The organism is Streptomyces sp. NPDC002573 (assembly GCF_042889625.1).
GTDB lineage: Bacteria > Actinomycetota > Actinomycetes > Streptomycetales > Streptomycetaceae > Streptomyces > Streptomyces gibsoniae.
Map to the genome: position 1 here is coordinate 91,686 of NZ_JBIARC010000026.1, position 25,464 is coordinate 117,149.

A 25,464-nucleotide genomic window follows, 5' to 3' on the forward strand; every position below is an offset into this window, starting at 1 on the left:
ATCCCTACGAGCGCGAGGTCCGTTGCGCGATCGATACCTTCCGTGAGGGGTATTCACCCCGCGTACGGATCGGGCACGTTGCCGGGCCGCGCCAGGAACGCGAAGTCGCATCCGGTGTCCGCCTGGGTGATCTGGTCGGCGTAGAGCGCGCCGTAGCCCCGCTCGTACCGCTCGGGCGGCGGCGTCCACCGTGCCCTGCGGCGCTCCAGCTCCGCGTCGTCCACGTCGAGCCGCAGGGTGCGTGCCTCGACGTCCAGGGTGATCGAGTCCCCCGTGCGCACCAGCGCCAGGGGTCCCCCGACATACGACTCAGGGGCCACGTGCAGCACACACGCGCCGTAACTGGTGCCACTCATCCGGGCGTCGGAGATCCGCACCATGTCCCGCACCCCCTGTCTGAGCAGATGGCCCGGGATGGGCAGCATGCCGTACTCGGGCATTCCCGGGCCGCCCTTGGGGCCGGCGTTGCGCAGCACCAGCACGCTGTCGGCGGTGATGCCGAGGGAGGGGTCGTCGATGGTCCGCTGCATGGTCCGGTAGTCGTCGAAGACGACCGCGGGTCCGGTGTGCCGGAGCAGCCGTGGCTCGGCGGCGATGTGCTTGATGACGGCGCCGTCCGGGCAGAGGTTGCCGCGCAGCACGGCCACCCCGCCCTCGCTCGCGACCGGGTTGTCCCGGGGCCGGATGACGTCGTCGTCATGCACCCGCGCACCGGCGATCTGTTCGCGCAGGGTGTCGTGCGACACGGTCGGCCGGTCCAGGTGCAGCAGGTCCGGGATGCGGGAGAGGAACCCGGGCAGCCCGCCGGCGAAGTGGAAGTCCTCCATCAGATGGATGCGGCCGCCCGGGCGGACGTTGGCGAGCACCGGGACCGTACGGGCGATGCGGTCGAAGTCGTCGAGGGCGAGCCGGACCCCGGCGCGGCCCGCCATGGCGATCAGATGGATCACGGCGTTGGTCGACCCGCCGAGCCCCAGGACGGTGGTGACCGCGTCCTCGAAGGCCTCGCGGGTCAGGATCCGGCTCAGCCTCCGGTCCCGGTGGACCAGTTCCACGATCGTCGTCCCGGCCCGTGCGGCCATCCGCTCATGGCCGGAGTCGACGGCCGGGATGCTGGACGCGCCGGGCACGGTGACGCCGAGCGCCTCGGCGGCGGCCGTCAGCGTCGAGGCCGTCCCCATGGTCATGCAGTGCCCCGGCGACCGCGCGAGTCCGCTCTCCAGCTCCGCCATCTCGCAGTCGCCGAGCAGGCCGGCGCGCTTGTCGTCCCAGTACTTCCACATGTCGGTGCCGGAGCCGAGGGCCTCGCCCCGCCAGTGGCCGGGCAGCATGGGACCGGCCGGCACGAGGACCGTGGGCAGGTCGACGGAGGCGGCGCCCATCAGGAGGGCGGGCGTGGACTTGTCGCAGCCGCCCATCAGCACGACCCCGTCGACCGGGTAGGACCGCAGCAGTTCCTCGGTCTCCATCGCGAGCAGATTGCGGTAGAGCATCGGGGTCGGCTTCTGGAAGGTCTCGCTGAGTGTGGCGACCGGGAACTCCAGCGGGAAGCCGCCCGCCTGCCACACTCCCCGCTTCACGGCCTGCGCGCGCTCGCGGAGGTGGACGTGACAGGGGTTGATGTCGGACCAGGTGTTGAGGATCGCGACGACGGGCTTGCCGAGGTGCTCCTCGGGCAGATAGCCGAGCTGACGGGTGCGGGCCCGGTGGCTGAAGGAGCGCAGCCCGTCCGTGCCGTACCACTGGTGGCTTCGGAGGTCCTCCGGGCGCCTCCTCGAAGGGCTCATACCGGCCACCCGGCGACGATGGCGGCGACCTCGGCGCGCGTCTCCTCGGGCAGCGGTGTGCTCGGCGGGCGCACATCGCGGCGGCACAGTCCGAGCGAGGCGAGGGCCTCCTTGACTACGCTGACGTTGTCGGCGGAGCCGTTCGCGGCACGCAGTTCCTCGAAGCGGCGGATCCGCTCCCAGACCTTCATGGCGCCCGGGTGGTCACCGGACCGCAGCGCGTCGAGCATGGCGAGGGAGAGGGCCGGGGCGACGTTCACGAGCCCGGAGGTGAATCCGCCCGCGCCGGCCGAGAAGTACGAGGGCGCGTACGGCTCGGCGAGGCCAGCCACCCAGGTGAAGCGCTCCAGCCCGGCGTCCCGGGCGAAGGCGGCGAAGCGGACGGCGTCGGGGACGGCGTACTTCGCGCCGATGACGTTCGGGCAGTGGTCGGCCAGCTCGGCGAGCCGGGCGCCGGGCAGTTGCGCGGCACGGATGTAGGGGACCACGCCCAGCTCGGGCACGGCCTCGGCGACGGCCCGGTGGTAGTCCACCCAGCCGCCGGGCGCGAGGTAGGGGTGGACGGGCTGGTGCACCATCACCATCGACGCGCCCATCTCGCGGGCGTGCCGGGCGGAGGCGACCGCGGTGGGCACGTCGTGCCCCACTCCGACGAGGACCTCGGCCCGTTCCCCCGCCTCCGCCATGGTCAGTTCCGTGACCAGGCGCCGTTCCTCTGCGGTGAGGGCGTAGAACTCACCGGTGTTGCCGCCCGGGGTCACGGTGGTGATCCCGGCGTCGAGCAGCCGGCGCAGCAGGGTGCGATGGGCGTCCCGGTCCACGGAGCCGTCCTCGGCGAACGGGGTCACCGGGATCGCCACCACGCCGGCCAGGGCCGCGCGCCGGGTGGTGAACGTGGTCGTCATGCCGGACCGTCCTCTCCCTGGGCCCCGGCCTCGGGGAAGGCCCGTCGGACGAACGAGGCGATATGGGCGTGCAGGGCGGTGGCCGCTCCCTCGGCGTCGCCCTCCAGGGCCAGCCGCAGGATCCGCCGGTGCTCGGCGGCCTCCCGCTGCCAGGAGGGGTCGGCGGCCCAGGCGACGGCGGAGACGAGGGCGGCCTGGTCGCGGACCTCGTCGAGCATCCGGCCGAGCAGCGGGTTGCCGCACGGTGCGTACAGGGCGCGGTGGAACTCCCTGTTGGCCAGGGAGCGTTCGGCGGTGTCGGCGGCCGCGTCCGCCCGGTGCAGCGCGTCCAGTGCGGCGTCCAGCGGGGCGCCCCGGCGCACCGTCCGGCGCAGCGCCTCCGGCTCCAGCAGCAGCCGGACGTCGTAGACCTCGCGGGCCATGTCGGCGTCCACCGTGCGCACCGTGACGCCCTTGTACTGGCTCATCACGACGAGCCCGGTTCCGGCCAGGGTCTTCAGCGCCTCGCGCACGGGGGTCTTGGACACCCCGTACTGCACGGCGAGTTCGGTCTCCACCAGCGCCTGGCCGGGCGTGAGCCGGCCGGTGAGGATGCGGTGCTTGATCCCCTCCAGCACGAACTGGGTGCGGGAGGGGATCGGGGTGGGCACAGAGGTCATCGCGCGCCTCTCGTATGTCGCGTATCGCGTCTCATATATGACGTATGAAGTACGGCGTGACGACGGTAGGCGTGTGCCGATGCTCCGTCAATGCCCCTGTCATGAGGAGTCGTTCAGGGGGCGGCGGTCCGCCCGCCGCGGACGGGTTCGCGCAGCGAGGGTCCGCCGCGCAGGCACCACAGGGCGATCACCGGGTCACAGATCGCGCAGCCCAGCGACGAGCTGTGGGCGAAGGGGATGATGGGGCTGCCCTTGAAGTGGTGCACGATGTCCCACGCGGTGTGTAGCAGCCAGCCGATGCCGATGAAGGTCCAGGGCTCAAGGCCCCGGTAGGCGACGTAGGTGAGAAGCGCGGTGAACGGGAACTCCCAGCCCCCGAGCCCTCCGCCGCTGATGTAGACGGCGCCCGCCCCGGCGATCATCAGCGCGTTGACCCGCCGTCGGTGCGGTTCGCGGAGCAGGGAGTTCAGGAGCGCGTAGAGGACGCCGATGACGACCGGCATGACGTACTCCATGGGGGTGCCTCTTCCTGGAGTGCTACGGGCTGCGCGGCCGGCCGGCGCGGGAACGGACACCCACGCTAGGACCGCGCGCCCGCACACCCCAGGGGCATCACCGACAGGTTCCAACGGGTTCCCGTCGGGCCGGGTCAGAGCGCGGCGAGCGCCTTCCGTACGGCCTCCAGGTCGCCGTCGGAGGCCAGCCCGGCGTGATAGAGCCGCAGGTGCGTGGCACCCCGCTCCACCGCCGCCCGAGCGTCCCGCTCCAGGGTCGCCGGGCTGCCGCCCATGCCGGAGACCACGGTGAAGTTGGCCGCGAGGACGGCGTCCGCCCGGCGCTGCTCCGCGAACGGCGTCAGCGGGCCCGGGCCGCCCGTGCAGGGCACGACCACCCCGTCCGCGACGGACAGGATGTGCGCGGGGTCCACGCCGGCGTTCGCCCCGCAGTGGTACGACACCGGGTCCGCGTGCAGCAGCACCTGGAAGCCGTCCGGTGCGGCCGCGCGGACCGCCGCCACGGCCGCCTCCTGGAGGCTGCGGGCGGTGTCGTCGCGCCACGCGCGCGTGGCGGACGCCCGGTCCTCGCCCAGGAGCTTCTCGATCTCCGCCCAGCCTGCCCCGGCCCCGCCCTCGCCGCCGGCGGCGGACGCACCGCGCCACAGCGGCTCCAGGGCGGCCCGTACCGCCGCCGCCAGCTCGTCGGCGTCCAGGCCCCGCGCCGCGTAGCCCCTACGGCACACGGCGCAGAAGCACAGCGACATCAGGTACTGCCCGGCCTCCCCGAGCCCCACCCCGCCGATCTTGTCGTGGGCGTGCAGATGCGCGAGGCCGTACCAGCCGAGCGACTCCAGTTCGGTGCCCCTGACGCCCGGCCGCACGGCCGCCTCGGCGGCGAGGTCCACGAGGTACGCGCGCGTGGCGGGCTGTGCGATGCAGGGAGCCCAGGGGTAGCGGTCGCCGTGGGCGTTGACGACCGAGGTGTCCGGATGCTCCTCACCGAGGCGGGAGTTGTGGGCGAGGACCACCCAGGAGTGCACCTCCAGGCCGGCGTCGGTGAGCGCCTTCGCCGCCTCGCCGAACGCGTCGCCCGGGGCCCAGTCCCCGGCCTGGTAGGGCCGCAGCTCGCGGCCGTCCCAGCGCCCGTCCGGCGGATAGAGCACGGCGGCGTGGCGGGCCGTCACGACGCGGTGGCGCGGGTGGCGGGGCGTGAGCGCGCGCGTGGAGTGGTACGCGGACGCGAGGGTCGCCTGGCGTACGCCGAGCGCGGCGACGCGGCCGGCCGCCTCCGGGTCCCCGACGACGTCCCAGGGGTAGAGGAACGCCGACGTCCTCACATGCCCTCCCGCAGCAGTACGTGGCCCCGGTCGATGAGGCGGGCGAGCCGTTCGACGTGCTCCGGCGCCGGCTCGTGCAGCGGCGGCCGTACCTCGCCGACGTCGAGGCCGCCCAGCCGGACGCCCGCCTTGACGAGCGAGACGGCGTAGCCACGGCCCTCCGCGCGCAGTTCGACGAACGGGCGGTAGAAGCCGTCGAGAAGGCGGTGGACGGTGGTGTCGTCGCCGGCGTTGAGCGCCTTGTGGAAGGCGAGGGCGATCTCCGGCACGAAGCAGAACACGGCGGAGGAGTACAGCGTGATGCCGATGCCGCGGTAGGCGAGCTGGGTCTGCTCGGCGGTCGGCAGACCGTTGAAGTAGAGGAAGTCACCGGGGGCCTCGGTCCGTACGGCGCTGACGATGCGCTGCATCAGGTCCAGGTCGCCGAGTCCGTCCTTGAAGCCGATGATGCCGTCCGTGCGGGCCAGTTCGACCACCGTCTCCGGGGTGAAGACCGCGTTGTCGCGCTGGTAGACGACGACCGGCAGCGGGGTCGCCGCGGCCAGTTCCCGGTAGTGCCGCAGCAGGCCCTCCTGACCGGCGACCACCAGGTAGGGCGGCATGGCGAGCAGTCCGTCGGCCCCGGCCTCCTCGGCGAGCCGGGCGTAGCGCACCGCGAGCGCGGTCCCGTATCCGGCGCCCGCTACGACCGGCACCCGCCCGTCGGCCGCCTCGACGGCGGCCCGTACGCACTGCTCGAACTCCTCGGGCGTGAGCGCGTGGAACTCGCCGGTGCCGCAGCAGGCGAAGACGGCGGCGGCACCCGCCTCCACCCCCTTGCGCACATGCGCGCGATAGGCGTCCAGCGCGAGGAAGCCGTCGGGCCCGTAGGCGGTCACGGGGAAGAACAGCGGCCCGCTGGGGATGCTGAGTCGAGCGGCGAGAGGGGCTGACGTCACGGGCTCTCCCTTGGACAGGCGCTGACACACGGACCGGTCCACATCAGTGCATGTTTCTGATCCACGTCCATGTTTCTGAACGCGCCCACGCTAAGGCGCCACCTCAGGGCGGGTCAAGCGCGCAAACCGGCAACACAGAGGCGGATTCCGCGTCGGCGCGCGACACTTGACGGGCGAGACCAGAGATCCCTAGCGTGTCCATGAATGTGAACGCTGTATACGAATGCGATCGACCAGAGGAGAACCGAGGATGCCCGCTCCCCGCACCGTCCTGCTCACCGGCGCCGCCGGCGGACTCGGCACCCTGATGCGGGAACTGCTGCCCAAGTACGGCTACCGGCTGCGCCTCCTCGACCTGCGCCCCATCGAGGACGAGCCGGACGCGATCACCGCGGACCTCGCGGACCGGGGGGCCCTGCGGGAGGCCGTGCGGGGTGTCGACGCGATCATCCACCTCGCGGGCATCTCCCTGGAGTCCACGTTCGAGAAGATCCTGAAGTCCAACATCGAGGGCACGTACCACCTGTACGAGGCGGCGCGCGAGGAGGGCGTACGCCGGATCGTGTTCGCCTCCTCCAACCACGCGGTCGGCTACACCCCGCGCCCCCAGGGCGACGACCCGCTGATCCCCGTCGACACCCCGCGCCGCCCGGACACCTTCTACGGGCTGTCGAAGTCCTTCGGCGAGGACCTCGCCCAGTTGTACTGGGACAGGCACGGCCTGGAGACGGTCTCCGTGCGCATCGGCTCCTGCTTCCCCGAGCCGACCAGCGTGCGCATGCTCTCCGTCTGGATGAGCCCCGACGACGGCGCCCGCCTCTTCCACGCCGCCCTGACCGCCGAGAAGGTCGGACACACCGTCGTCTACGGCTCCTCTGCCAACACCCGCCTGTGGTGGGACCTGACCGCCGCGCGGGCGCTCGGCTACGACCCGCAGGACGACTCCGAGCCCTACGCCGCGGCGCTCATCGCCGAGCAGGGCGAGCTGGCCCCGGACAACCCGGCCCATGCGTGCCTCGGCGGCCACTTCGTCACCGACCCGCCGATCTGGCCGTACTGACGGAACGCGCCGAGACGGGCGGGCGGGCACCGAACGGGCCCGCCCGCTCCGCTTTTCGGGCACCAAATGCGCCCGATCCCACCGATCACCCCGCTCCGCCGCAGGTCCGAGGCGAACACACTTTCAGCCACACGGGCCCGATCGGGCACAGTCGGGCAAGCAACAGACCTGGTCAGCGCCGCACGACCGCTGTAGAACTTCCCCCATGGCCCCCACCGGGCCCGTTCGGGCCTGTTCGGGCCCGAACGGGCAGCACCGGTCAGGGCGCCGCGAAGACGCCCTGGCACAGGGCGCACAAGCACAGGGCACAGCAGGGAGGTGTCGGCGGTGGCCGCGAAGAGTGCGGAAGAACGCCAACGCGAGATCGTCAAGGCCGCCCGCCGCGCGGGCTCGGTCGACGTCAGCGCACTGGCCGCCGAGCTGGGCGTGGCCAAGGAGACCGTACGCCGTGATCTGCGCGCCCTGGAGGACCACGGGCTGGTCCGCCGCACCCACGGCGGCGCGTATCCCGTGGAGAGCGCCGGCTTCGAGACGACCCTCGCCTTCCGCGCCACCAGCCATGTGCCCGAGAAACGCCGGATCGCGGCCGCCGCGGCGGAGCTGCTCGGGGACGCCGAGACCGTCTTCGTGGACGAGGGCTTCACCCCGCAGCTGATCGCCGAGGCCCTGCCCCGGGACCGCCCGCTGACCGTGGTCACCGCGTCCCTGGCCACCGCGGGCGCGCTGGCGGAGGCCGAGAACACCTCGGTCCTGCTGCTGGGCGGCCGGGTGCGGCCGGGCACCCTCGCCACCGTCGACCACTGGACGACGAAGATGCTCGCCGGGTTCGTCATCGACCTGGCGTACATCGGCGCCAACGGCATCTCCCGCGAACAGGGGCTCACCACGCCCGACCCGGCGGTCAGCGAGGTCAAGGCCCAGGCGATCCGCGCCTCGCGCCGGACGGTCTTCGCGGGGGTGCACACCAAGTTCGGGGCGGTGAGCTTCTGCCGGTTCGCGGAGGTCGGCGCCCTGGAGGCGATCGTCACGAGCACGCTGCTGCCCGCGTCCGAGGCCCACCGCTACTCGCTGCACGGCCCGCATGTCATCCGCGTCTGAAACAGACCGTCAAACGATCCGACACCGTCCCCCAGTGGGCACACCCACGCCTGTGTGACCCCGTACCTCCCCATATGTCCAGGAGCACTTCATGGGAACCCAGAGCCGACGCACCCCCCGAACCCTGTACGCCGTGGCCGCCGCAGGGACGCTGATCACTCCACTGCTCACCGGCTGCTCGGGCGCCGGCGGCGCAGGCGGAGGCTCCTCCGCCCACACGGTCAACGTCCTGATGGTGAACAACCCGCAGATGGTGGAGCTGCAGAAGCTCACCGCCGACAACTTCACCAAGGACACCGGGATCAAGGTGAACTTCACCGTCCTCCCGGAGAACGACGTCCGAGACAAGATCAGCCAGGACTTCGCCAACCAGGCGGGCCAGTACGACGTCGCCACGCTCAGCAACTACGAGATCCCGATCTACGCCAAGAACGGCTGGCTCCACCCGATCGACTCGTACGTCAAGAGCGACACCGCCTTCGACCAGCAGGACATCCTCGCCCCCATGCGGCAGGCCCTCACCGCCGCGGACGGCAAGCTCTACGGCGAGCCCTTCTACGGCGAGTCCTCCTTCCTGATGTACCGCAAGGACGTCTTCCAGAAGAAGGGCCTGACCATGCCGGCCAAGCCCACCTGGCAGCAGGTCGCCGACCTGGCCGCCGAGGCGGACGGCGCCGAGCCCGGGATGAAGGGCATCTGCCTGCGCGGGCTGCCCGGCTGGGGCGAGGTCATGGCGCCGCTGACCACGGTCGTCAACACCTTCGGCGGCACCTGGTTCGACAAGGACTGGAAGGCACAGGTGGACTCCCCGGAGTTCAAGAAGGCCACGCAGTTCTACGTCGACCTGGTCCGCAAGCACGGAGAGTCCGGGGCCGCGCAGTCCGGCTTCGCCGAGTGCCTGAACAACATGACGCAGGGCAAGACGGCCATGTGGTACGACGCCACCTCGGGCGCGGGCTCGCTGGAGGCCGCCGGCTCCCCGGTCAAGGGCAAGATCGGCTACGTCCCGGCCCCGGTCGACAGGACGGAGAGCTCCGGCTGGCTCTACACCTGGGCCTGGGGCATCCAGAAGGCGTCCCAGCACCCCGACGACGCCTGGAAGTTCATCTCCTGGGCGTCCGGCAAGGGCTACGAGAACCTCGTCGGCAAGAAGGCGGGCTGGTCCAACGTGCCGGCCGGCAAGCGCTCGTCGACCTATGACATCCCGGAGTACCGCAAGGAGGCCTCCGCCTTCGCGGACGTCACCCGGAACGCCATATCCGGTGCCAAGCCGAACGACCCGGGCGTGCAGCCCCGTCCCGCCCCCGGCATCCAGTTCGTCGGCATCCCCGAGTTCACCGACCTGGGCACCAAGGTCTCCCAGGAGATCAGCTCCGCCATCGCCGGCCGGGAGTCCGTGGACAGCGCGCTGAAGAAGTCGCAGGCGCTCGCCGAGGCCGTCGCCAAGAAGTACGAGGGATCATGAGCATCACCACCTCCGCCCGGATCGCCGCCGCCCCCGCGCGGCCGGCGACCCGGCCGCCGAACCGTATGCGCGCGTGGGCCACCCGAGCCCCGCTGCTGCCCGCGCTGGTCTTCATGATCGTGGTGACCCAGCTGCCGTTCGTGGCGACCCTGGTGATCTCGTTCTTCGACTGGAACGCCCTCTACCCGAAGGACCGGCACTTCACCGGTGTCGACAACTACCGCCAGGTCCTGACCGACCCCGATCTGCGCCACTCGGTGTGGACGACGGTCCTGCTGACGGCCACGGTGGTCCTGGTCAGCCTGGTCCTGGGCCTGGTCATCGCGTTGCTGCTCAACCGGAGGTTCCGGGGCCGCGGCGTGGTCCGCACCCTGCTGATCGCCCCCTTCCTGGTGGTCCCGGTCGCCGCGGCCCTGCTGTGGAAACATGTGCTCTACAACCCCGAATACGGTCTGCTCAACGGGCTGTTGCACTATGTGGGCGGCCCCCAGCCCGACTGGATCTCGAACACCCCGCTGCTCGCGGTCGAGGCCTCGCTGGTCTGGCAGTGGACGCCGTTCATGATGCTGATCCTGCTGGCCGGCCTGCAGAGCCGGGACCAGCAGCAGATCGAGGCCGCGCGGGTGGACGGCGCGAGCGACTGGCAGATCTTCCGCCATCTCACCCTTCCGCACCTGCGCCGCTACCTGGAACTCGGCGCCCTGCTGGGTTCGATCTACATCGTCCAGAACTTCGACGCGGTGTTCACCCTCACCTCCGGCGGGCTGGGCACCGCGAACCTGCCCTACACCGTCTACCAGAGCTTCTACCAGGCCCACGAGAACGGTCTGGCCTCGGCCGCCGGCGTCCTGGTCGTCATCGGCTCGATCATCATCGCGACCTTCGCCCTGCGCGTGGTGTCGTCCCTGTTCCGCGAGGAGGTGTCCCGCGCATGAGTGCCGTCGCCGAACGAACCGCCGTCCGTCGTACCGCCACCGTACGCACCCGGCGCCGCCGGGGAGCGGGGCTCGGCCTGCTGGCCTGGCTGATCGCCGTGGTGTTCTTCCTGCCCATCGCCTGGATGGCCCTGACGTCGTTCCACTCGGAGACCGACGCCGCGACCAACCCCCCGTCCTTCGGGGCCGCCCTGACCCTGGACGGCTACCGCGACTTCTTCGGCGCGGGCGGCGGCGCGAGCCCCTGGCCCGCGCTCATCAACTCGATGACGGCGTCCCTGGTGTCGACGCTGTGCGTCCTGCTGCTGGCCCTCCCGGCGGCATACGCGCTGTCCGTCCGCCCGGTGAAGAAGTGGACGGACGTCCTGTTCTTCTTCCTGTCCACCAAGATGCTGCCGGTGGTGGCGGGACTGCTGCCCATCTATCTGTTCGCGAAGAACACCGGGATGCTCGACAACATCTGGCTGCTGGTCATCCTCTACACCTCCATGAACCTGCCGATCGCGGTGTGGATGATGCAGTCGTTCCTCGCCGAGGTCCCGGTGGCGGTGATCGAGGCGGCGCAGATCGACGGCGCCCGGCTGCCCACGATCCTCGCGCGCGTGGTGGCCCCCATCGCCCTGCCCGGCATCGCCGCCACCGCCCTGATCTGCTTCATCTTCAGCTGGAACGAGCTGCTCTTCGCCCGGGTGCTCACGGGTGTGGTCGCCGAGACCGCCCCCGTCTTCCTGACCGGCTTCATCACCAGTCAGGGCCTGTTCCTGGCGAAGGTGTGCGCCGCGTCGCTCGTCATCTCCCTGCCGGTGCTCGCCGCGGGATTCGCCGCCCAGGACAAGCTGGTCCAGGGCCTGTCGTTGGGAGCCGTGAAATGAAGGCCGCCGTCATCGAGTCCGTGGGCCGCGCCGTCGTCACCGAGGTCCCGGACCCGACGCCCGGGCCCCGCGAGGTCGTCGTCGAGGTCGCGGCCTGCGGGCTGTGCGGCACCGATCTCCACATCCTCCAGGGCGAGTTTGCGCCCAAGCTGCCGATCGTGCCCGGACATGAGTTCGCGGGTGTGGTGGTCGGCGTGGGCACGCAGGTCACCGAGGTGTCGGAGGGCGACCGGGTGGCGGTCGACCCGTCCCTGTACTGCTTCGAGTGCCGCTACTGCCGTAGGGGACACAACAACCTCTGCGAACGCTGGGCGGCGATCGGGGTGACGACGGCCGGCGGGGCGGCGCAGTACGCGGTCGCGCCCGTGGCCAACTGTGTGAAGCTCCCCGAGCACGTCCGCACCGAGGACGCGGCGCTCATCGAGCCGCTGTCCTGCGCGGTGCGCGGCTACGACGTGCTGAAGTCGCAGCTGGGCGCGCATGTGCTGATCTACGGCTCCGGGACGATGGGCCTGATGATGCTGGAGCTGGCCAAGCGCACCGGCGCGGCGAGCGTGGACGTGCTGGACGTGAACCCGGCGCGGCTGGAGACCGCGCGCCGGCTCGGTGTCACGGCGTCCGCGGCGAGCGCCGACGAACTGGACCGCCCGCAGGGCTGGGACCTGGTGGTGGACGCCACGGGCAATGCGGCGGCGATCCAGGACGGCCTCGGGCGGGTGGCCAAGGCGGGCACGTTTCTTCAGTTCGGCGTCGCGGACTACGCGACCCGGGTCTCGATCGATCCGTACCGCATCTACAACCAGGAGATCACCATCACCGGTTCGATGGCGGTGCTGCACAGCTTCGAGCGGGCGGCCGAGCTGTTCGCGGGCGGGGTGCTCGACCCCGGCGTGTTCATCAGCGACCGCATCCCGCTGGAGCGGTACCCGGACGCGCTGGGGCAGTTCGCGGCGGGCGTGGGACGGAAGATCGTGGTCGTGCCGTAGGGGCGGGGGATCGTGGCCCTGCCGTAGCGGTGCGGCCCGGGGGTCGGCCGTCTCAGCCATACGGTCGTCGGTAAGGGAACGGTAAAGCGGCGTCGTTCGTTCACGAGGCATGACAGCTATGACCCCCGGCTCGAACATCCCGCTCGGAGCCACCCGCGTGACGGTCGACGTGGCCGCCCCGGTGCGGCTCGATGTCTCGGCCCTGCTGCTCACCGCCGACGGCAAGGTGCGCTCCGACGACGACTTCATCTTCTACAACCAGCCCTCGGGCCCCGGTGTCACCTACCGCTCCGGCGGGGGTACGAGCCCCGACTCGATCATGGTGGACACGACCGGCGTCCCCACGGGCATCGAGAAGATCGTCGTCACGGCGAGCCCCGACGCCGCCGGCCAGACCTTCCAGGGCATCGAGCCGACGGCCACGATTCGCAACGCGGACGACAACACCGTCCTGGCCACGTTCACTCCGCCGCAGCTGGGCACGGAGACGGCCCTGGTGGTCGTGGAGGTCTATGCGCGAGGCGGCGCGTGGAAGGCCCGCGCGGTCGGGCAGGGGTATGCGAACGGGCTGGCGGGCATCGCCACGGACTTCGGTGTCACGGTGGAGGAGCCGGCCGCGCCCCCACAGTCGGTGGCCGCCCCGGCACCCGCGGCACAGCCCCCGGTCGCCCCGCCCGCCGCGGCCGTCGTCGCTCCCCCGGCGCCGGCCGCGCCCCCGGCTCCGCCCGCCCCGGCTCCCGGCGCGGGGAAGATCAACCTCGACAAGGGCCGGGTCAGCCTCCGGAAGAACCAGACCGTGTCCCTGGTCAAGGCCGGCCGTCCGCTGCTGTCCCAGGTCAGGATGGGTCTCGGCTGGGAGCCCGCGTTCCGGGGCAAGGACATCGACCTGGACGCGTCGGTCATCGCCTACGGTCCGCAGCGCAACCACGTCGACAGCTGCTACTTCGGCAAGCTGAGCATTCTCAACGGCGCGGTCAAGCACTCCGGCGACAACCTCACGGGCGAGGGCGGAGGCGACGACGAGGTCATCACGGTCGACCTCGGACGCCTTCCCCAGGAGGTCACGGGCCTGGTCTTCACCGTGAACTCCTTCTCCGGGCAGAAGTTCACGGAGGTCGCCAAGGCGTACTGCCGGCTCGTGGACGCCGCGACCGACGAGGAACTGGTGCGCTTCGACCTCACGAACGCCGAGGCGCGGACGGGCGTGATGATGGCCAAGCTGATCCGGCAGTTCTCCGGGGAGTGGGACATGACCGCCATGGGCGACTTCGTCGAGGCGCGCACGGTGCGCAACATGGTGGAGCCGGCGGCGGGAGCCCTGTAGACATTCGTACGGCACCTGCGGACCCTCGGCCGGGGCCCGCAGTTCCGCAGCGGAGCTCTAGGGCCGCAGCCCCTCCGTGAGCAGCGAGAGATAGCGGCGGATGTGCGTGCCCTCGCCGTCCGCCAGTTCCGACGCCGTCGTCACGCCGTGCGCCAGTCTCAGCACCTCGATCGGCTCGATGTCCGCGCGCAGGGTCCCCTCTCGCTGCGCCGCCTCCACCAGGCGCGTCGCCGCCCCCTTGATCGAGGTGCCGCAGACCGTGAGCGCCGCCGAACCGCCGTCCGCGACGGCCGACCCCACGAGGGCCTTGAGCCCGCGCACCTGGATCGTCCCGACGCACAGTTCGTGCAGCCACTGCGTCAGGGCCTCGCCCGGCGGCAGTTCGGCCGCGAGCGCGTCGGCCCTGGCCGCGATCGCCTCGATGCGGTCGACGTAGGCCGCCTCCAACAGCGCCTGCCGCGTGGGGAAGTGCCGGTACAGGGTGCCGGATCCGACGCCCGCCCGCTTGGCGATGTCATCGAGCGACGCGTTCTCGCCGTGCTCGGCGAAGGCGGCGGCCGCCGCCTTCAGCAACCGTTCGTAGTTGCGCCTGGCGTCCGCTCGCATGGGCCTGACCTGTGCCATCCGGACACTCCTTGCGAACCGGGGATCCCTTCCGTACTTTAACGGGAATCAACCGGAGACAGTCCCCGCTTATTTCCCGGGACCGCACGCCACCGCCCCGGGACGGGACCGCTCCGCCACGGCGACCGAAGGGAACCCGACGGCATGTCCCCCACTCCCCCGGCCGAGCCCGGCCCTCTCGGCGTACTGGCCCGCTACCGCCGCGCGATCCTCGACCGGTCCGCGGACGACCTGGCCGATCTTTACGCGGTCGACGGCGTGCACGAGTTCCCGTTCCTCTTCCCGGGCATGCCCGCCCGCTTCCACGGACGCGAAGAGGTGCGCGCGGGATACAGGGCCGCCTGGGACGCGAGCCCGGCGCTGCCCGAGCGGATCCTGGAGGTGGCCGTCCACACGTCCACCGACCCCGAGGTGATCACCGTCGAGCAGACCGTCACAGGGACCGTGACCGGCACGGGAGAGCCGTTCGCGTTCCCCGGGCTTCTGGTGATGCGGGTCCGCGACGGTGCGCTCGTACAGGTGCGCGACTACATGGACGGTCTCGGCGTGTCCCGGGCGCTCGGGCGGCTGCCCGCCGTGGCCGCCCTGCTCGACGGCCGCCGGTCCGGGTGACCGGGTCAGAGCGGGTCGCCCCCTCTCACGGGGCAGGGCCCGCAACGAAGCGCGGGCCCTGCGGGGAACGGTACGCCGGAGGTCAGTGGCGCTTCTGGCGCTTCCAGGGGCCGGTGACGGCCAGCATGATGCCGGGCTCCTGGATGTTGGCGAACAGGGTCTTCCCGTCGGGGGAGAAGGTGACGCCCGTGAACTCGCTGTACTCCGGCTCCTCCGCGGAGCCGATGTTCAGCTCGTTGCGGGCTATCGGATAGGTGCGGCCGCTGTCGGTGGCGCCGAAGAGGTGCTGGACGCCCGCACCGTCCTCGGCGATGACCAGGCCGCCGTACGGCGAGACGGTGATGTTGTCCGGACCGTCGAAGCCGCCCTCCTTCGCCGGGTCCGGGTTCACACCGAGCAGGACCTTCAGCGTCAGGGTGCGGCGCCGGGGGTCGTAGAACCAGACCTGGCCGTCGTGCTGGACGGGGCTCTCCTCGCGGGCGTAGGACGAGACGATGTACGTGCCGCCGTCGCCCCACCACATGCCCTCTAGCTTGCGGGCGCGGGTGACCTCCCCGGACGCGAACTGCTTGCGCACGGAGACGGTAGTGGCGTCGCGGTCCGGGACGTCGATCCAGTCGACGCCGTAGACCGTGCCGATCTTCGTGGCCCGGGAGAGGTCGTCGACGAACCGGCCGCCGGAGTCGAAGCACTTGAAGGCTTGGAGGCGGCCCGCGTCGTCGGCGAGGGTGCGCAGCCTGCCGCGGCCGTGGTGGAAGCCCTCGGGCGTGGTCCAGCGGTAGAGCAGGCCGTTCGGGCCGGAGGCGTCCTCGGTCAGATAGAGGTGGCCACGCTTGGGGTCGACGACGACGGCCTCGTGGGCGTAACGGCCCAGCGCCTTGAGGGGCTTGGGGTCGCGGTTGGCGCGGCGGTCCTCCGGGTCGACCTCGAAGACGTAGCCGTGGTCCTTGGTCATGCCGTTCTTGCCGGCCTTGTCCTCGGTCTCCTCGCAGGTGAGCCACGTGCCCCACGGGGTGTTGCCGCCCGCGCAGTTGGTGGAGGTGCCCGCGATGCCGACCCACTCGGCGACATGCTCGTGCCGGACCTCGACCACTGTGCAGCCGCCGGACGCGGCCGGGTCGTAGACGAGTCCCTCCGTGAGCGGCACGGGGTGGGCCCAGTCGGCGCGGGGGCCCTTCAGCTCATGGTTGTTGACGAGGAGGGTGGCGCCGCGCGGTCCGTCGAAGGCGGAGGTGCCGTCGTGGTTGGAGGGGGTGAACTCGCCCGTCTCCAGCTTGGTCTTCCCGCTGTAGGTGACGATCCGGTAGGAGAACCCGGCGGGCAGCGCGAGGATGCCCTGGGGGTCGGGGATCAGCGGTCCGTAGCCGAGGCCGGAGTGCCGGTCCTCCGTCTCGTCGCCCGCTGTCTCGGTGTCCGTGGAGGCGAGCGCGCCCGGCGCGGTGGCGAGGGCACCGACGCTGCCGGCCAGGGCGATGCCCGCGCCGGTGAGCGCGGAGCGTCTGGCGAAGTCCCTGCGGGTGAGCGACATGCTGGCTCCTGGGAGAGAGGCGGTCGGGGGGTGGCTCGGCGGACCTCGTCGCCGGGCACACAGTTCCCCCCGGCCGTGAACTCCGCCTGAACACCGGCCGACGCCCGGGGACGCTGTTCCATGAATCCCCCAAGCCCTGCCCAGGAACAGGGCCCGCGTCTCAACGGCGAGCCATGACAGGGCAATGACGACGGGCCCCGCCGCCCTCGCCTCCACGGCGTCCGCCGACGCCGCCGGACCACGGACTCACCCGATCCTCGGACTCACCCCGACCGCGACCTCAGCCGCTCCTCGGACTCACCCGGACCGCGACCTCAGCCGCTCCTCGGACTCACCCCGACCGCGGGCTCAGCCGCTCCTCGGACTCACCCGGACCGCGACCTCAGCCGCTCCTCGGACTCACCCCGACCGCGACCTCAGCCGCTCCTCGGACTCACCCGGACCGCAGCTTCCATCGGACCGCGGACCCACCGGGCACCCGCCCGCGGCCGAACCCTCCGCTTCTCAGTTCCCTTGCTGGCTGCGCGCCTTGAAGGCCGCCTTCCGGGCCTCCTTCGCCAGCTTCTTGTCCGGGTGCAGGCGTCCCATCGCCTCCAGGACGTCCGGGGTCGCGGGGTGGTCCACCCGCCACGCCGTGGCGAAGAAACCGCTGTGCTGCGCCGCCAGACCCTCCACCAGGCCCTGCAGCTCTGCGGAGTTGCCCTCCGCCGCAAGCTGCGCGGCCACGGTGTCGATGGTCAGCCAGAAGATCATCGACTCCGGCGGCGCGGGCACATCGGCCACCCCGCGCTCGGCGAGCCAGACCCGTGCCAGGCCGCCCAGCTCCGCGTCATCCAGCACCTCGCGCAGCGCGGGCTCCGCCTCCGGCCCGACCAGCGACAGCGCCTGCTGACAGCGCAGCCGGCGCAGCGGCGCACCCGCGTCCGAACCGCGCGCCGCGTCCAGCAACTCCCGTGCGGCCGTGAGCGGTTCGCGGCGGGCGAGCCACTGCTCGATCTCGGCCTGCGCCGCCGCCGGGGGAAACACCGAGGTGCCGTCGAGCAGCGCGTCCGCGCCCTTGTCCGCCAGTTCGCCGACCGCGGGGGCGGCCATCCCGGCCTCCAGCAGCCGCGCGCGCATCCCGTACAGACCGAGCGGGGTCAGCCGTACCATCCCGTACCGGCTGACGTCCGTCTCGTCGACGGCCGCGGCCGGGTCCTCCTCGGGGTCGGCCATCAGCGCCTCGTCGACCGGCTGGAAGTCGACGAGTCCGATCGGTTCGAGGATCCGGAACTGGTCGTCGAGCCGCATCATGGCGTCCGACACCTGCTCGAGGACGTCGTTGGTGGGGTCGCCCATGTCGTCGGGCACGATCATCGACGCGGCGAGCGCGGGCAGCGGCACCGGGCCGTCGCCGGGCCCCTCCTCGCTGACCGTCAGCAGATAGAGGTTGGCGAGCACGCCGTCGAGGAAGTCGGCCTCCGCCTCCGGGTCCCAGTCGAGGGACGAGAAGTCGATCTCGCCGCCCTCGTCCATGGCGTCGACGAGGTCGTCGAGGTCGGGCACGCTCGCGTCGGCGAGCACGGTCTCCAGCGCGCCGAGCCACACGGCGAGCACGTCGTTCGGGCTGCCGGAGGTGAGCAGCGCCAGGTCGGCGCCCCGGGTGACCGTCCCCTCCTCCTCGTCGACGATCTCGACCAGTCCGGTGTCCACGGCGACCCGCCAGGCCTCACTGGCCAGAGCGGCGGCGTCCTCGCCGGTCAGGCCGAGGACCTCGGCCGCGGCGGGCAGCTGCTCCTCGACGAGTTCGCCCCCGCCGCCGACACGGATGTCCGGCCCGGCCCAGCGGGCGAGCCGGGCGGCGCGGGAGAGCAGCGGTGCGGCGAGCGCGTCCCGTGCGAGCTCCGCTTCGGAGCGCAGCCGAACAGGCGGCAAGGGGGAGCTGTCTGACATCGGCTGGGTCTCCTTGGGACGTACGTAGGGCCGAGGGGGCGCCCCGAAACACACGGCTCAGCCTAGACGGATTTCCACCCATGCCGCCCGGTTCATCTCTCAGCCGGGCACCGTACATGGCCGAAACCTTGACAACTGGCCCGGAAACACAGGAGATTGACGCGCGTAGAAGTCGGGGGACACCTGTTCACCAAGATGCGTTCGGTGATCGTGAGCGTGCGGTCTGTGCACACCGGCGATCACAGGCCTCGTCGGTGGTCATGACGTTCACCGGTGCTCGCCGTGCGCTCACCGGCGCTCACGCGTGCTCATCGGCGCCCTTCGCCTTCCACACGTTCAACATGCGCAACCTGTGCCACTTGTGCAACCTGATGTCAACGTGTGCCGCCGCCCACCGGTCGCGGCCGCCACTGTTCCACGCTCCACTCACGTCCCGGCACCCACGTATGTCCCCGGAGGGATCCCGTTGCCGAGCAAGTCTTCCGCGCGTCTCGCCGCGCTCACCGTCGCTGCCGTCTGCTCCGCGCTGTCCGGTGTGGTGCTCACCGCGCCGGCCCACGCGGACACCGTGCGTATCCATGACATCCAGGGCACCACCCGGATATCTCCGCTCGCGGGCCAGAAGGTCACGGATGTGGCCGGAATCGTCACGGGTGTGCGGACGTACGGCTCGTCGAAGGGGTTCTGGATGCAGGACCCGAACCCGGACGACAACCCGGCCACCAGCGAGGGCGTCTTCGTCTTCACCAGCTCCACCCCGAAGGTCGCCGCGGGCGACTCGGTCACGGTGACGGGCACGGTCTCGGAGTACGTCCCGGGCGGTGCCTCGTCCGGCAACCAGTCGGTGACGGAGATCACCAAGCCGACGGTGACGGTCCTCTCCAGCGGCAACGCCGTTCCGGCGCCCGTCGTCATCGACGCGAGGTCGGTGCCCGCCGCGTACACCCCGGCGGGCGACACCGCCGCGGGCGGCTCGGTCAACGGACTCACCCTGGAACCGTCGAAGTACGCCCTGGACTACTACGAGTCCCTGGAGGACATGAACGTCCAGGTCGCCGACGCCCGTGTGGTCACCGCCACCGACCCGTACACCGAGCTGTGGGTCACGGTGAAGCCGCATGAGCACGCCGACCGCCGCGGCGGCACGGTCTACGGCTCCTACACGTCCCAGAACTCGGGCCGGCTGCAGATCCAGTCGCTCGGCTCGACCGCCGACTTCCCGGCCGCCGACGTCGGTGACACGCTCACCGGGCAGACCACGGGTCCGCTGGACTACAACCAGTTCGGCGGCTACACCCTGGTCGCGAGCAAGCTCGGCACCCTCGAGAGCGGGGGCCTCAAGCGCGAGACGACCCGCAAGCAGGGGCGCGGCGAGCTGGCCGTGGCGACGTACAACGTGGAGAACCTGGACCCGTCCGACGGCACCTTCGCGGCCCACGCCGCCGCGATCGTGAACAACCTGCAGTCGCCGGACATCGTGTCCCTGGAGGAGATCCAGGACAACAACGGTGCCAAGGACGACGGCACGGTCGACGCGAGCCAGACGGTGAACAAGCTGATCGACGCGATAGTCGCGGCGGGCGGCCCGAAGTACGAGTGGCGCTCGATCGACCCGGTCAACGACCAGGACGGCGGCGAGCCCGGCGGCAACATCCGTCAGGTCTTCCTCTTCAACCCCGAGCGGGTCTCGTTCACCGACCGCCCGGGGGGCGGCTCCACGACCGCCGTGGGCGTCACCAAGGTGCACGGCAAGGCGCAGCTGACGGCCTCCCCCGGCCGGATCGACCCGGGCAGCGACGCCTGGAAGGCCAGCCGCAAGCCGCTCGTCGGCGAGTTCGCCTTCCGTGGCAAGACGGTCTTCGTGATCGCCAACCACCTCACCTCCAAGGGCGGCGACCAGGGGCTGACTGCGCAGTACCAGCCGCCGGCGCGCAGCTCCGAGACCCAGCGCCACCTTCAGGCGACCGAGGTGCACACCTTCGTCGAGAACATCCTCGACACCCAGAAGAACGCCGAGGTCATCGCGCTCGGCGACATGAACGACTTCCAGTTCTCCGACACCACGAAGATCCTCGAGGGTGACGGCGAGCTGTGGTCGGCGATCAAGTCGCTGCCGAAGAGCGAGCGGTACACGTACGACTACCAGGGCAACAGCCAGGTCCTCGACCAGATCCTGGTGAGCCCGTCGATCCGCCGCGGCTGCGACCTCGACTACGACAGCGTGCACATCAACTCGGAGTTCCACGACCAGATCAGCGACCACGACCCGCAGGTGCTGCGGTTCCGCCCGTAGCACCCGCGGGGTGTGCTGGACGGGGTCAGGCGTAGGCCTCGTCCAGCCACTGCTGCCAGGCGAGTTCGTTCGCCTTGGCGTCGGCGTCCGGGGCGAAGTCATGGACGCTGACGCCCACCGGGGCGCCCCAGTGATTGCGGCCGAAGAAGCGGATCAGGGCGTCCTCGGTGCGCAGCCCGATGAAATACGGGTTGCGGAAGTCCAGCACGGCGTCCAGGGACTGCCCGCCGGGTCCCCGGACGCTGACCCGGGCCCCCTCGGCGGTGTCCTCGGGCAGGCCCAGGGCCCCCGCGACGATGGTGAAGGCGTCGGCACCGGTGGACGCCTCCGGGCCGTTCAGGGTCGCGAAGGTCACCGGGCGCGGCGCGAAGTGGGTCAGATACTCGCGCAGGGTGTGCAGATAGAAGTCGGTGTGCTTGCTCGCCCCGTCGTACTGGTTGTCCCAGTCGTCGACGAAGATCCCGCTGTGCACGTACCGCACCCAGGCGCGACGGCCCTCGTCACGCGGCTCGATGGTGTGGTCGAGCTGGTTGAGGGTCTGCTGGGAGATGCCCTCGACGTTCGCGACCCGGTTGACGTAGCGGTGCGGCGGGTCCCAGGCGATGACCTCGGAGCCGAAGGGTCCGGCGCCGCCCACCCGGGGCTCCGGGGGCTCCATCGGCCAGAGATAGCCGCCGGTGCCACGGGTGATCGCCTCCCACACCTCCTCGGGCGTGGCGTCGACCTCGAACTCTCGGGCGATCTCGAATTCCTTGGACATGATGGCTCCTGCGCGAAGTGGGTGGGTCAGTCGGGGAGTTCGGGGACCGAAGGCGCCTCGGACCCGGGCTCGGGCTCGGGTGCGGGCTCGGCGGACCCGGGCTTGAGGGTGGGGTGGACGGCGACCACGATCCGGTGGTCACGGCCGCTCTCGGCGTCCGGGGCGTCGTACTTGCGGATCAGGGCGCTGACGCCCGCCGTCAGCTCCTGGATGAACGCGGCACGGTCGGCGGCCGACCCGAACCGGACCTCGCCGTCCAGCGCATAGGTCGCGAGCCGCTTGCGGGCCTTCGCGGCGCCGGTGATCAGCGAGCCGACGTCCCGCACCAGGCGGGCGCCGAGGGCGAGCAGCCAGCGGGCGGAGAGCTGGTCGCGGAACCGGTCGGGGTCCGGCTGCACGGGGGCGAGTGCCAGCGGGCTGATCACATACGAGGCGGCGGTGGCCTGCATCAGCCGCTCGGTGACATTGCCCTTGCGGCGCTCTCCGGCCAGTTCGACGAGGCCGTGCCGCTCCAGGGCCTTGAGATGGTAGTTCACCTTCTGCCGGGGCAGTCCGACCCGGCCGGCCAGCATGGCGGCCGACGCGGGCCCGGCCGCCAGTTCGGCGAGCAGCCGGGCCCGCACTGGGTCCAGCGACACGGCTGCGGCTTCGGCGTCCTCGATCACGGTCACGTCCAGCATGCAGCCCACCCTGTCACCGAAAACTTTTTTTGTCCAGACGGGTGAAGTGTTCGGTGATAGGGGCGGGCGGGGAGCGGGACGGAGCGCGACGGAACCTGCCGCGGACGGCTTACGACGCCGCGGCCGTCAGGCCGTCAGCCCGTCAGGACCGGGAAGCCGCGCTCATCGCCGTCTCGACGTTGTGAGTCATGCGCTCCAGAACAAGAACGGCCGCACGGAACTCGTCCGGGGTGATACCGGTCATCGCCATGGCGCGGAACGCCTCGACGCGCTGCGCGACAGCGGCGAGACGCTCACGGCCGCCGTCGCTGAGGGCGAGCCGGCCCGGCGCGGGACGCATCGCCCAGCCGTCGGCGAGCAAGGTGTCGACAGCGGTGGTGAGCGTGCGCGCGTCCGCGTTGGCGGAGAGCGCCTCCAGGACGTCGGCGTCGGCGGAATCGGGGGTCTCCCGAAGGGTGTTGAGGACCTGCCAGGCGATCCGGGTGAGACCGAACTCCTCCAGCGTGGCGTCCATGGAGCGGGTGAGGGCTCGGTCGGTGCGATTGAGCCAGTAGCCGATCGGCTTCATGGAGGTGCGGTGCCTTTCTGCGTGGGTAGGCGTGGTTGCCCTGCGGACTCCCTGCATAGATGCCGCGCGGACCCTCCGCGCGGTTGCCACGCGGAGGGTCCGCATGATTGCCCCGCGGGGACCTGCGGCCGGGGCGAGTTGACGCCGGGGCGGCGCGTTCCCCGGGCGGGTGTCACCGGTGGGCGGGCACGGAGGCGAGATGTGCGGCCCAGTCCTGGCCGACGGCCCAGTCGGTGAAGTCGTGCCAGCCGACCTCGGGGTGGTCGCGGCGCAGCCCGGCAACATCGACGTCCAGGCCGGAGGCGGTGATGTACTCGAACATCGCGGCCAGGTCGGTGGACCAGGTCCGCACATCGGCCAGGGGCACCTCCTGATGGACGATCGGGCTGCCGATGGCTGCGGCGAGAGTCTCCGCGATCTGGCTCGGGGTGCGTACGTCGGAGGCGATGTCGATGCGCTGTCCGGCGAAGTCGTCGCGGCGCTGGAGGGTCAGCGCGGCGAACGCCCCGACGTCCTCGGCGGGGATGAGCGTGAACGGACGGCCCGAGGGCATGGGCCAGGCGAAGACGCCTTCGCGCAGGGTGTCGAGCGTCCAGCCGCCGGAGTAGTTCTCCATGAACGCCGCCGGAGCGATCACGGTCCACGGCACTCCGGCCGCACGCAGATGTCGCTCGACCAGGTGCTTGCTCTCGTAGTGCGGGACACCGGTGCCGCGGTCGGCGTGCGCGGCGGAGGTCAGCACGATGTGCCCGAGGCGGGCGGCCGCCGCCGCGTCGACGAGGGCCTTGCCCTGTCGGGTCTCGACGGCGGTGTCGGCGCCGAACGGGGTGGTGACGGCGAAGAGCGAGTCCGCTCCGGCGAGGGCCGCGTCGAGGGACGCGCGGTCGTCGAAGTCGGCTCGGCGCACCTCGGCACCGAGGGCGCGCAGGGTGTCGGCGGCGGGCGAGCCGGGGTCGCGGGTGAGTGCGCGCACCCGGTGGCCCGCGAGGAGAAGGGCGCGGACGGTGGCCCCGCCCTGGACTCCGGTGGCTCCGCTGACGGCGACGGTGAGCATGGGTTCTCCCCCAGAATAGAATGACTGCGAGACGCATTAACTGCGTCGCGCAGTAGAATACAGAAACACTGCGTCACGCAGCAAAGGGGATGTGAGCCGGATGGCGGAGTCGCGTCGGGAGCGGCTGTACGAGGAGCTGTCGTTGGAGTCCCGCCGCTATCTCGCGGCGTATGTGCTGTTCAACCAGGCCGTCGCCGATCACCTCGGTCTGCATCCGACCGATGTGCAGTGCCTCAGCCTGCTCACGGCCGAGCCCGGACCGCTGACCGTGCGGCAGATCGCCGACATGACGGGCCTGACCACGGGGTCGGCGACGCGGCTGGTGGACCGGCTCGAACGAGGGGGCTATGTGGCCCGCACCCCCGACCGGCAGGATCGCCGGCGGGTGCTGGTCACCCCGGTCCCCGAGCGCATCGCCCGGGTCACCGCGGTGTGGGACGACCTCGGCCAGGCCTGGGGGGCCCTGCTCGACGGCCACACCGAGGACGAGCTGGAGGTGATCACCCGCCATATGCGGCAGGCCTACGACCTCAGCCACGAGCAGATGCGGCACCTGCGCTCCCTGCCCAAGCCGGACTGATCATCGGGCCCGGCCCGGGAACAGGGCGCGACGCCCCTACCCCTTCGGCCCCCGCTCCTCCAGGCGGGCCAACTGGGTCTGGAACCAGTCGAGTCGCGCCTGGAGCAGAGCCGCCTCGGCGGCCAGCTCGGACACGTCGAGTCCGGTGGCGGGGTGGCCCCTGCCCACGTCAATGCCGGCGGTGGGATGACCCCCGCCTCCCCGGCCGGTCCGTACCCGCAGCTCGCCACCGGCGAGCCGCGCGAACACCGCGGGCGACAGTGAGGTACGGCCGCGTACGCACCCCGCGCACGCCGGCCCGAGCGCGCGCCAACCTGGGCGCCCCCAGCCCGCGTCGGCCAGGGCCACCGGCGCGCCGCCGCACACACACGGGCCGACCGTCATGGTCCGCACCCGCTGGCGGGCACACCGGAAACCCTGTTCGAAGCGGATGTACGCGCCGAGCACGGAGACCTCCAGCAGCACGGCCGCCCGGTGCTCCTCGGTGCACAGCAGCGCCTCGGCGGCCGTACGGTCGTGCACACAGTGGAAGCCGCAGTCGCAGCGGCGGTGCGGCGCGCGGTGCCGACGCCCGTACACACACCGGGCGTCGTCGAGGACTCCGTAGGGCAGTGCACCGCCCAGGGACACACCGGTGAACCCGGCCCGGCCGCCGTCCTGGGACAGCACCGGGTGGGCGATCTTGTATCCGGTCGGCGGCTCCGTCGGGCGTTCCTCGGGGAGCCGCAGCCTCATCGGGCGGCCGGGACCTCTTCGAGGGCGGGCGCCGCGGGCTCCTCGACGGCGTCGGTGACGTCCGCCGCGCGAAGACCCGTCTCTTCCTCGGGAACCTCCGAACGCTCCTCCGCGACCCCGGTGGCGAGTGCCTTGCCCAGCTTCATGACGCCTCCCACGGTTGGTGACCGTCCCGGCCATGGTGACCCGCCCCGCCCGATTCGGCACCACCGCACACCGCTTCGCGCCCCTGAAC

The 25,464-nt window shown here is 71.5% G+C and carries 25 protein-coding genes; 10 read left to right on the forward strand and 15 right to left on the reverse strand.

Going from position 1 to position 25,464, the window contains the following annotated elements; translation table 11 throughout:
* Positions 1-53: 53 nt before the first annotated feature.
* The 6 genes from araD to ACFYX0_RS24190 form a co-directional block, all read right to left on the reverse strand.
* Positions 54-1,787: an L-arabinonate dehydratase gene (araD, locus tag ACFYX0_RS24165; RefSeq protein ID WP_388973010.1), complete on the reverse strand. Its 1,734-nt coding sequence runs from the start codon at positions 1,785-1,787 to the stop codon at positions 54-56.
* Positions 1,784-2,692, reverse strand: coding sequence for a dihydrodipicolinate synthase family protein (locus ACFYX0_RS24170; RefSeq protein ID WP_388973012.1), 909 nt, complete (start codon positions 2,690-2,692; stop codon positions 1,784-1,786). The genes araD and ACFYX0_RS24170 overlap by 4 nt, the downstream gene beginning before the upstream one ends.
* Positions 2,689-3,351, reverse strand: coding sequence for a GntR family transcriptional regulator (locus tag ACFYX0_RS24175; RefSeq protein ID WP_388973014.1), 663 nt, complete (start codon positions 3,349-3,351; stop codon positions 2,689-2,691). Before ACFYX0_RS24175 ends, ACFYX0_RS24170 begins: the two co-directional genes overlap by 4 nt.
* 113 nt (positions 3,352-3,464) lie before the next feature.
* Complete coding sequence (locus tag ACFYX0_RS24180; protein ID WP_388973016.1) at positions 3,465-3,866, reverse strand: DUF6010 family protein; 402 nt, start codon at positions 3,864-3,866, stop codon at positions 3,465-3,467.
* A 134-nt stretch (positions 3,867-4,000) separates the two neighbouring features.
* Positions 4,001-5,185, reverse strand: a complete 1,185-nt coding sequence (locus ACFYX0_RS24185; protein ID WP_388973018.1) for a hypothetical protein — start codon at positions 5,183-5,185, stop codon at positions 4,001-4,003.
* Positions 5,182-6,123, reverse strand: a complete 942-nt coding sequence (locus ACFYX0_RS24190; RefSeq protein ID WP_388973020.1) for a 5-dehydro-4-deoxyglucarate dehydratase — start codon at positions 6,121-6,123, stop codon at positions 5,182-5,184. Before ACFYX0_RS24190 ends, ACFYX0_RS24185 begins: the two co-directional genes overlap by 4 nt.
* Positions 6,124-6,373: 250 nt before the next feature.
* Between ACFYX0_RS24190 and ACFYX0_RS24195 the strand changes: the two genes are divergently transcribed.
* From ACFYX0_RS24195 to ACFYX0_RS24225, 7 genes are all read left to right on the forward strand, one after another.
* Positions 6,374-7,183: an NAD-dependent epimerase/dehydratase family protein gene (locus ACFYX0_RS24195; RefSeq protein ID WP_388973021.1), complete on the forward strand. Its 810-nt coding sequence runs from the start codon at positions 6,374-6,376 to the stop codon at positions 7,181-7,183.
* Between the two features lie 327 nt (positions 7,184-7,510).
* Positions 7,511-8,281 carry a DeoR/GlpR family DNA-binding transcription regulator gene (locus ACFYX0_RS24200; RefSeq protein WP_311700498.1) on the forward strand — a complete coding sequence of 257 codons (771 nt, stop codon included), beginning with the start codon at positions 7,511-7,513 and terminating at the stop codon, positions 8,279-8,281.
* A 91-nt stretch (positions 8,282-8,372) separates the two neighbouring features.
* Positions 8,373-9,746, forward strand: coding sequence for an ABC transporter substrate-binding protein (locus ACFYX0_RS24205; protein ID WP_388973023.1), 1,374 nt, complete (start codon positions 8,373-8,375; stop codon positions 9,744-9,746).
* Positions 9,743-10,681, forward strand: a complete 939-nt coding sequence (locus tag ACFYX0_RS24210) for a carbohydrate ABC transporter permease (protein WP_388973025.1) — start codon at positions 9,743-9,745, stop codon at positions 10,679-10,681. Before ACFYX0_RS24205 ends, ACFYX0_RS24210 begins: the two co-directional genes overlap by 4 nt.
* Positions 10,678-11,553, forward strand: a complete 876-nt coding sequence (locus ACFYX0_RS24215) for a carbohydrate ABC transporter permease (RefSeq protein WP_311700501.1) — start codon at positions 10,678-10,680, stop codon at positions 11,551-11,553. Before ACFYX0_RS24210 ends, ACFYX0_RS24215 begins: the two co-directional genes overlap by 4 nt.
* Positions 11,550-12,539 carry a zinc-dependent alcohol dehydrogenase family protein gene (locus tag ACFYX0_RS24220; RefSeq protein ID WP_355903393.1) on the forward strand — a complete coding sequence of 330 codons (990 nt, stop codon included), beginning with the start codon at positions 11,550-11,552 and terminating at the stop codon, positions 12,537-12,539. The genes ACFYX0_RS24215 and ACFYX0_RS24220 overlap by 4 nt, the downstream gene beginning before the upstream one ends.
* A gap of 118 nt (positions 12,540-12,657) precedes the next feature.
* A complete protein-coding gene (locus tag ACFYX0_RS24225) occupies positions 12,658-13,863 on the forward strand; it encodes a TerD family protein (RefSeq protein WP_388973064.1) in 1,206 nt (401 codons plus the stop codon).
* A 57-nt stretch (positions 13,864-13,920) separates the two neighbouring features.
* On the opposite strand, the gene ACFYX0_RS24230 is transcribed toward ACFYX0_RS24225, so the two are convergent.
* Entirely contained in the window at positions 13,921-14,487 is a 567-nt protein-coding gene (locus ACFYX0_RS24230) for a TetR/AcrR family transcriptional regulator (RefSeq protein WP_355903396.1), read from the reverse strand.
* Between the two features lie 144 nt (positions 14,488-14,631).
* Here ACFYX0_RS24230 and ACFYX0_RS24235 point away from each other — a divergent pair, with 144 nt between their 5' ends.
* Positions 14,632-15,099 carry a nuclear transport factor 2 family protein gene (locus ACFYX0_RS24235; protein WP_388973027.1) on the forward strand — a complete coding sequence of 156 codons (468 nt, stop codon included), beginning with the start codon at positions 14,632-14,634 and terminating at the stop codon, positions 15,097-15,099.
* A gap of 82 nt (positions 15,100-15,181) precedes the next feature.
* Here ACFYX0_RS24235 and ACFYX0_RS24240 read toward each other — a convergent pair whose 3' ends face one another.
* Together ACFYX0_RS24240 and ACFYX0_RS24245 are read right to left on the reverse strand one after the other, a co-directional pair.
* The gene (locus ACFYX0_RS24240; RefSeq protein WP_388973029.1) at positions 15,182-16,627 is read right to left on the reverse strand and encodes an alkaline phosphatase PhoX; all 1,446 of its coding nucleotides are present in this window, start codon (positions 16,625-16,627) and stop codon (positions 15,182-15,184) included.
* A gap of 504 nt (positions 16,628-17,131) precedes the next feature.
* Positions 17,132-18,559 carry a hypothetical protein gene (locus tag ACFYX0_RS24245; RefSeq protein ID WP_388973031.1) on the reverse strand — a complete coding sequence of 476 codons (1,428 nt, stop codon included), beginning with the start codon at positions 18,557-18,559 and terminating at the stop codon, positions 17,132-17,134.
* A 466-nt stretch (positions 18,560-19,025) separates the two neighbouring features.
* Between ACFYX0_RS24245 and ACFYX0_RS24250 the strand changes: the two genes are divergently transcribed.
* Positions 19,026-20,852, forward strand: coding sequence for an endonuclease/exonuclease/phosphatase family protein (locus ACFYX0_RS24250; protein WP_388973033.1), 1,827 nt, complete (start codon positions 19,026-19,028; stop codon positions 20,850-20,852).
* Between the two features lie 25 nt (positions 20,853-20,877).
* Here the strand turns inward: ACFYX0_RS24250 and ACFYX0_RS24255 are convergent, their stop codons facing one another.
* From ACFYX0_RS24255 to ACFYX0_RS24270, 4 genes are all read right to left on the reverse strand, one after another.
* Positions 20,878-21,612: an SRPBCC domain-containing protein gene (locus ACFYX0_RS24255; protein ID WP_388973035.1), complete on the reverse strand. Its 735-nt coding sequence runs from the start codon at positions 21,610-21,612 to the stop codon at positions 20,878-20,880.
* A gap of 26 nt (positions 21,613-21,638) precedes the next feature.
* On the reverse strand, positions 21,639-22,292 hold the full coding sequence (locus ACFYX0_RS24260) for an ArsR/SmtB family transcription factor (protein ID WP_388973037.1): 654 nt from the start codon (positions 22,290-22,292) through the stop codon (positions 21,639-21,641).
* Between the two features lie 142 nt (positions 22,293-22,434).
* A complete protein-coding gene (locus tag ACFYX0_RS24265) occupies positions 22,435-22,860 on the reverse strand; it encodes a MarR family winged helix-turn-helix transcriptional regulator (protein ID WP_388973038.1) in 426 nt (141 codons plus the stop codon).
* Between the two features lie 172 nt (positions 22,861-23,032).
* Positions 23,033-23,914, reverse strand: a complete 882-nt coding sequence (locus tag ACFYX0_RS24270) for an NmrA/HSCARG family protein (protein ID WP_388973040.1) — start codon at positions 23,912-23,914, stop codon at positions 23,033-23,035.
* A 100-nt stretch (positions 23,915-24,014) separates the two neighbouring features.
* On the opposite strand from ACFYX0_RS24270, the gene ACFYX0_RS24275 reads away from it, so the two are divergent.
* On the forward strand, positions 24,015-24,494 hold the full coding sequence (locus tag ACFYX0_RS24275) for a MarR family winged helix-turn-helix transcriptional regulator (RefSeq protein WP_388973042.1): 480 nt from the start codon (positions 24,015-24,017) through the stop codon (positions 24,492-24,494).
* 36 nt (positions 24,495-24,530) lie between these two features.
* Here the strand turns inward: ACFYX0_RS24275 and ACFYX0_RS24280 are convergent, their stop codons facing one another.
* Together ACFYX0_RS24280 and ACFYX0_RS24285 are read right to left on the reverse strand one after the other, a co-directional pair.
* Positions 24,531-25,229 carry a hypothetical protein gene (locus ACFYX0_RS24280; protein WP_388973044.1) on the reverse strand — a complete coding sequence of 233 codons (699 nt, stop codon included), beginning with the start codon at positions 25,227-25,229 and terminating at the stop codon, positions 24,531-24,533.
* Entirely contained in the window at positions 25,226-25,375 is a 150-nt protein-coding gene (locus ACFYX0_RS24285; RefSeq protein ID WP_388973046.1) for a hypothetical protein, read from the reverse strand. The genes ACFYX0_RS24280 and ACFYX0_RS24285 overlap by 4 nt, the downstream gene beginning before the upstream one ends.
* Positions 25,376-25,464 lie beyond the last annotated feature (89 nt).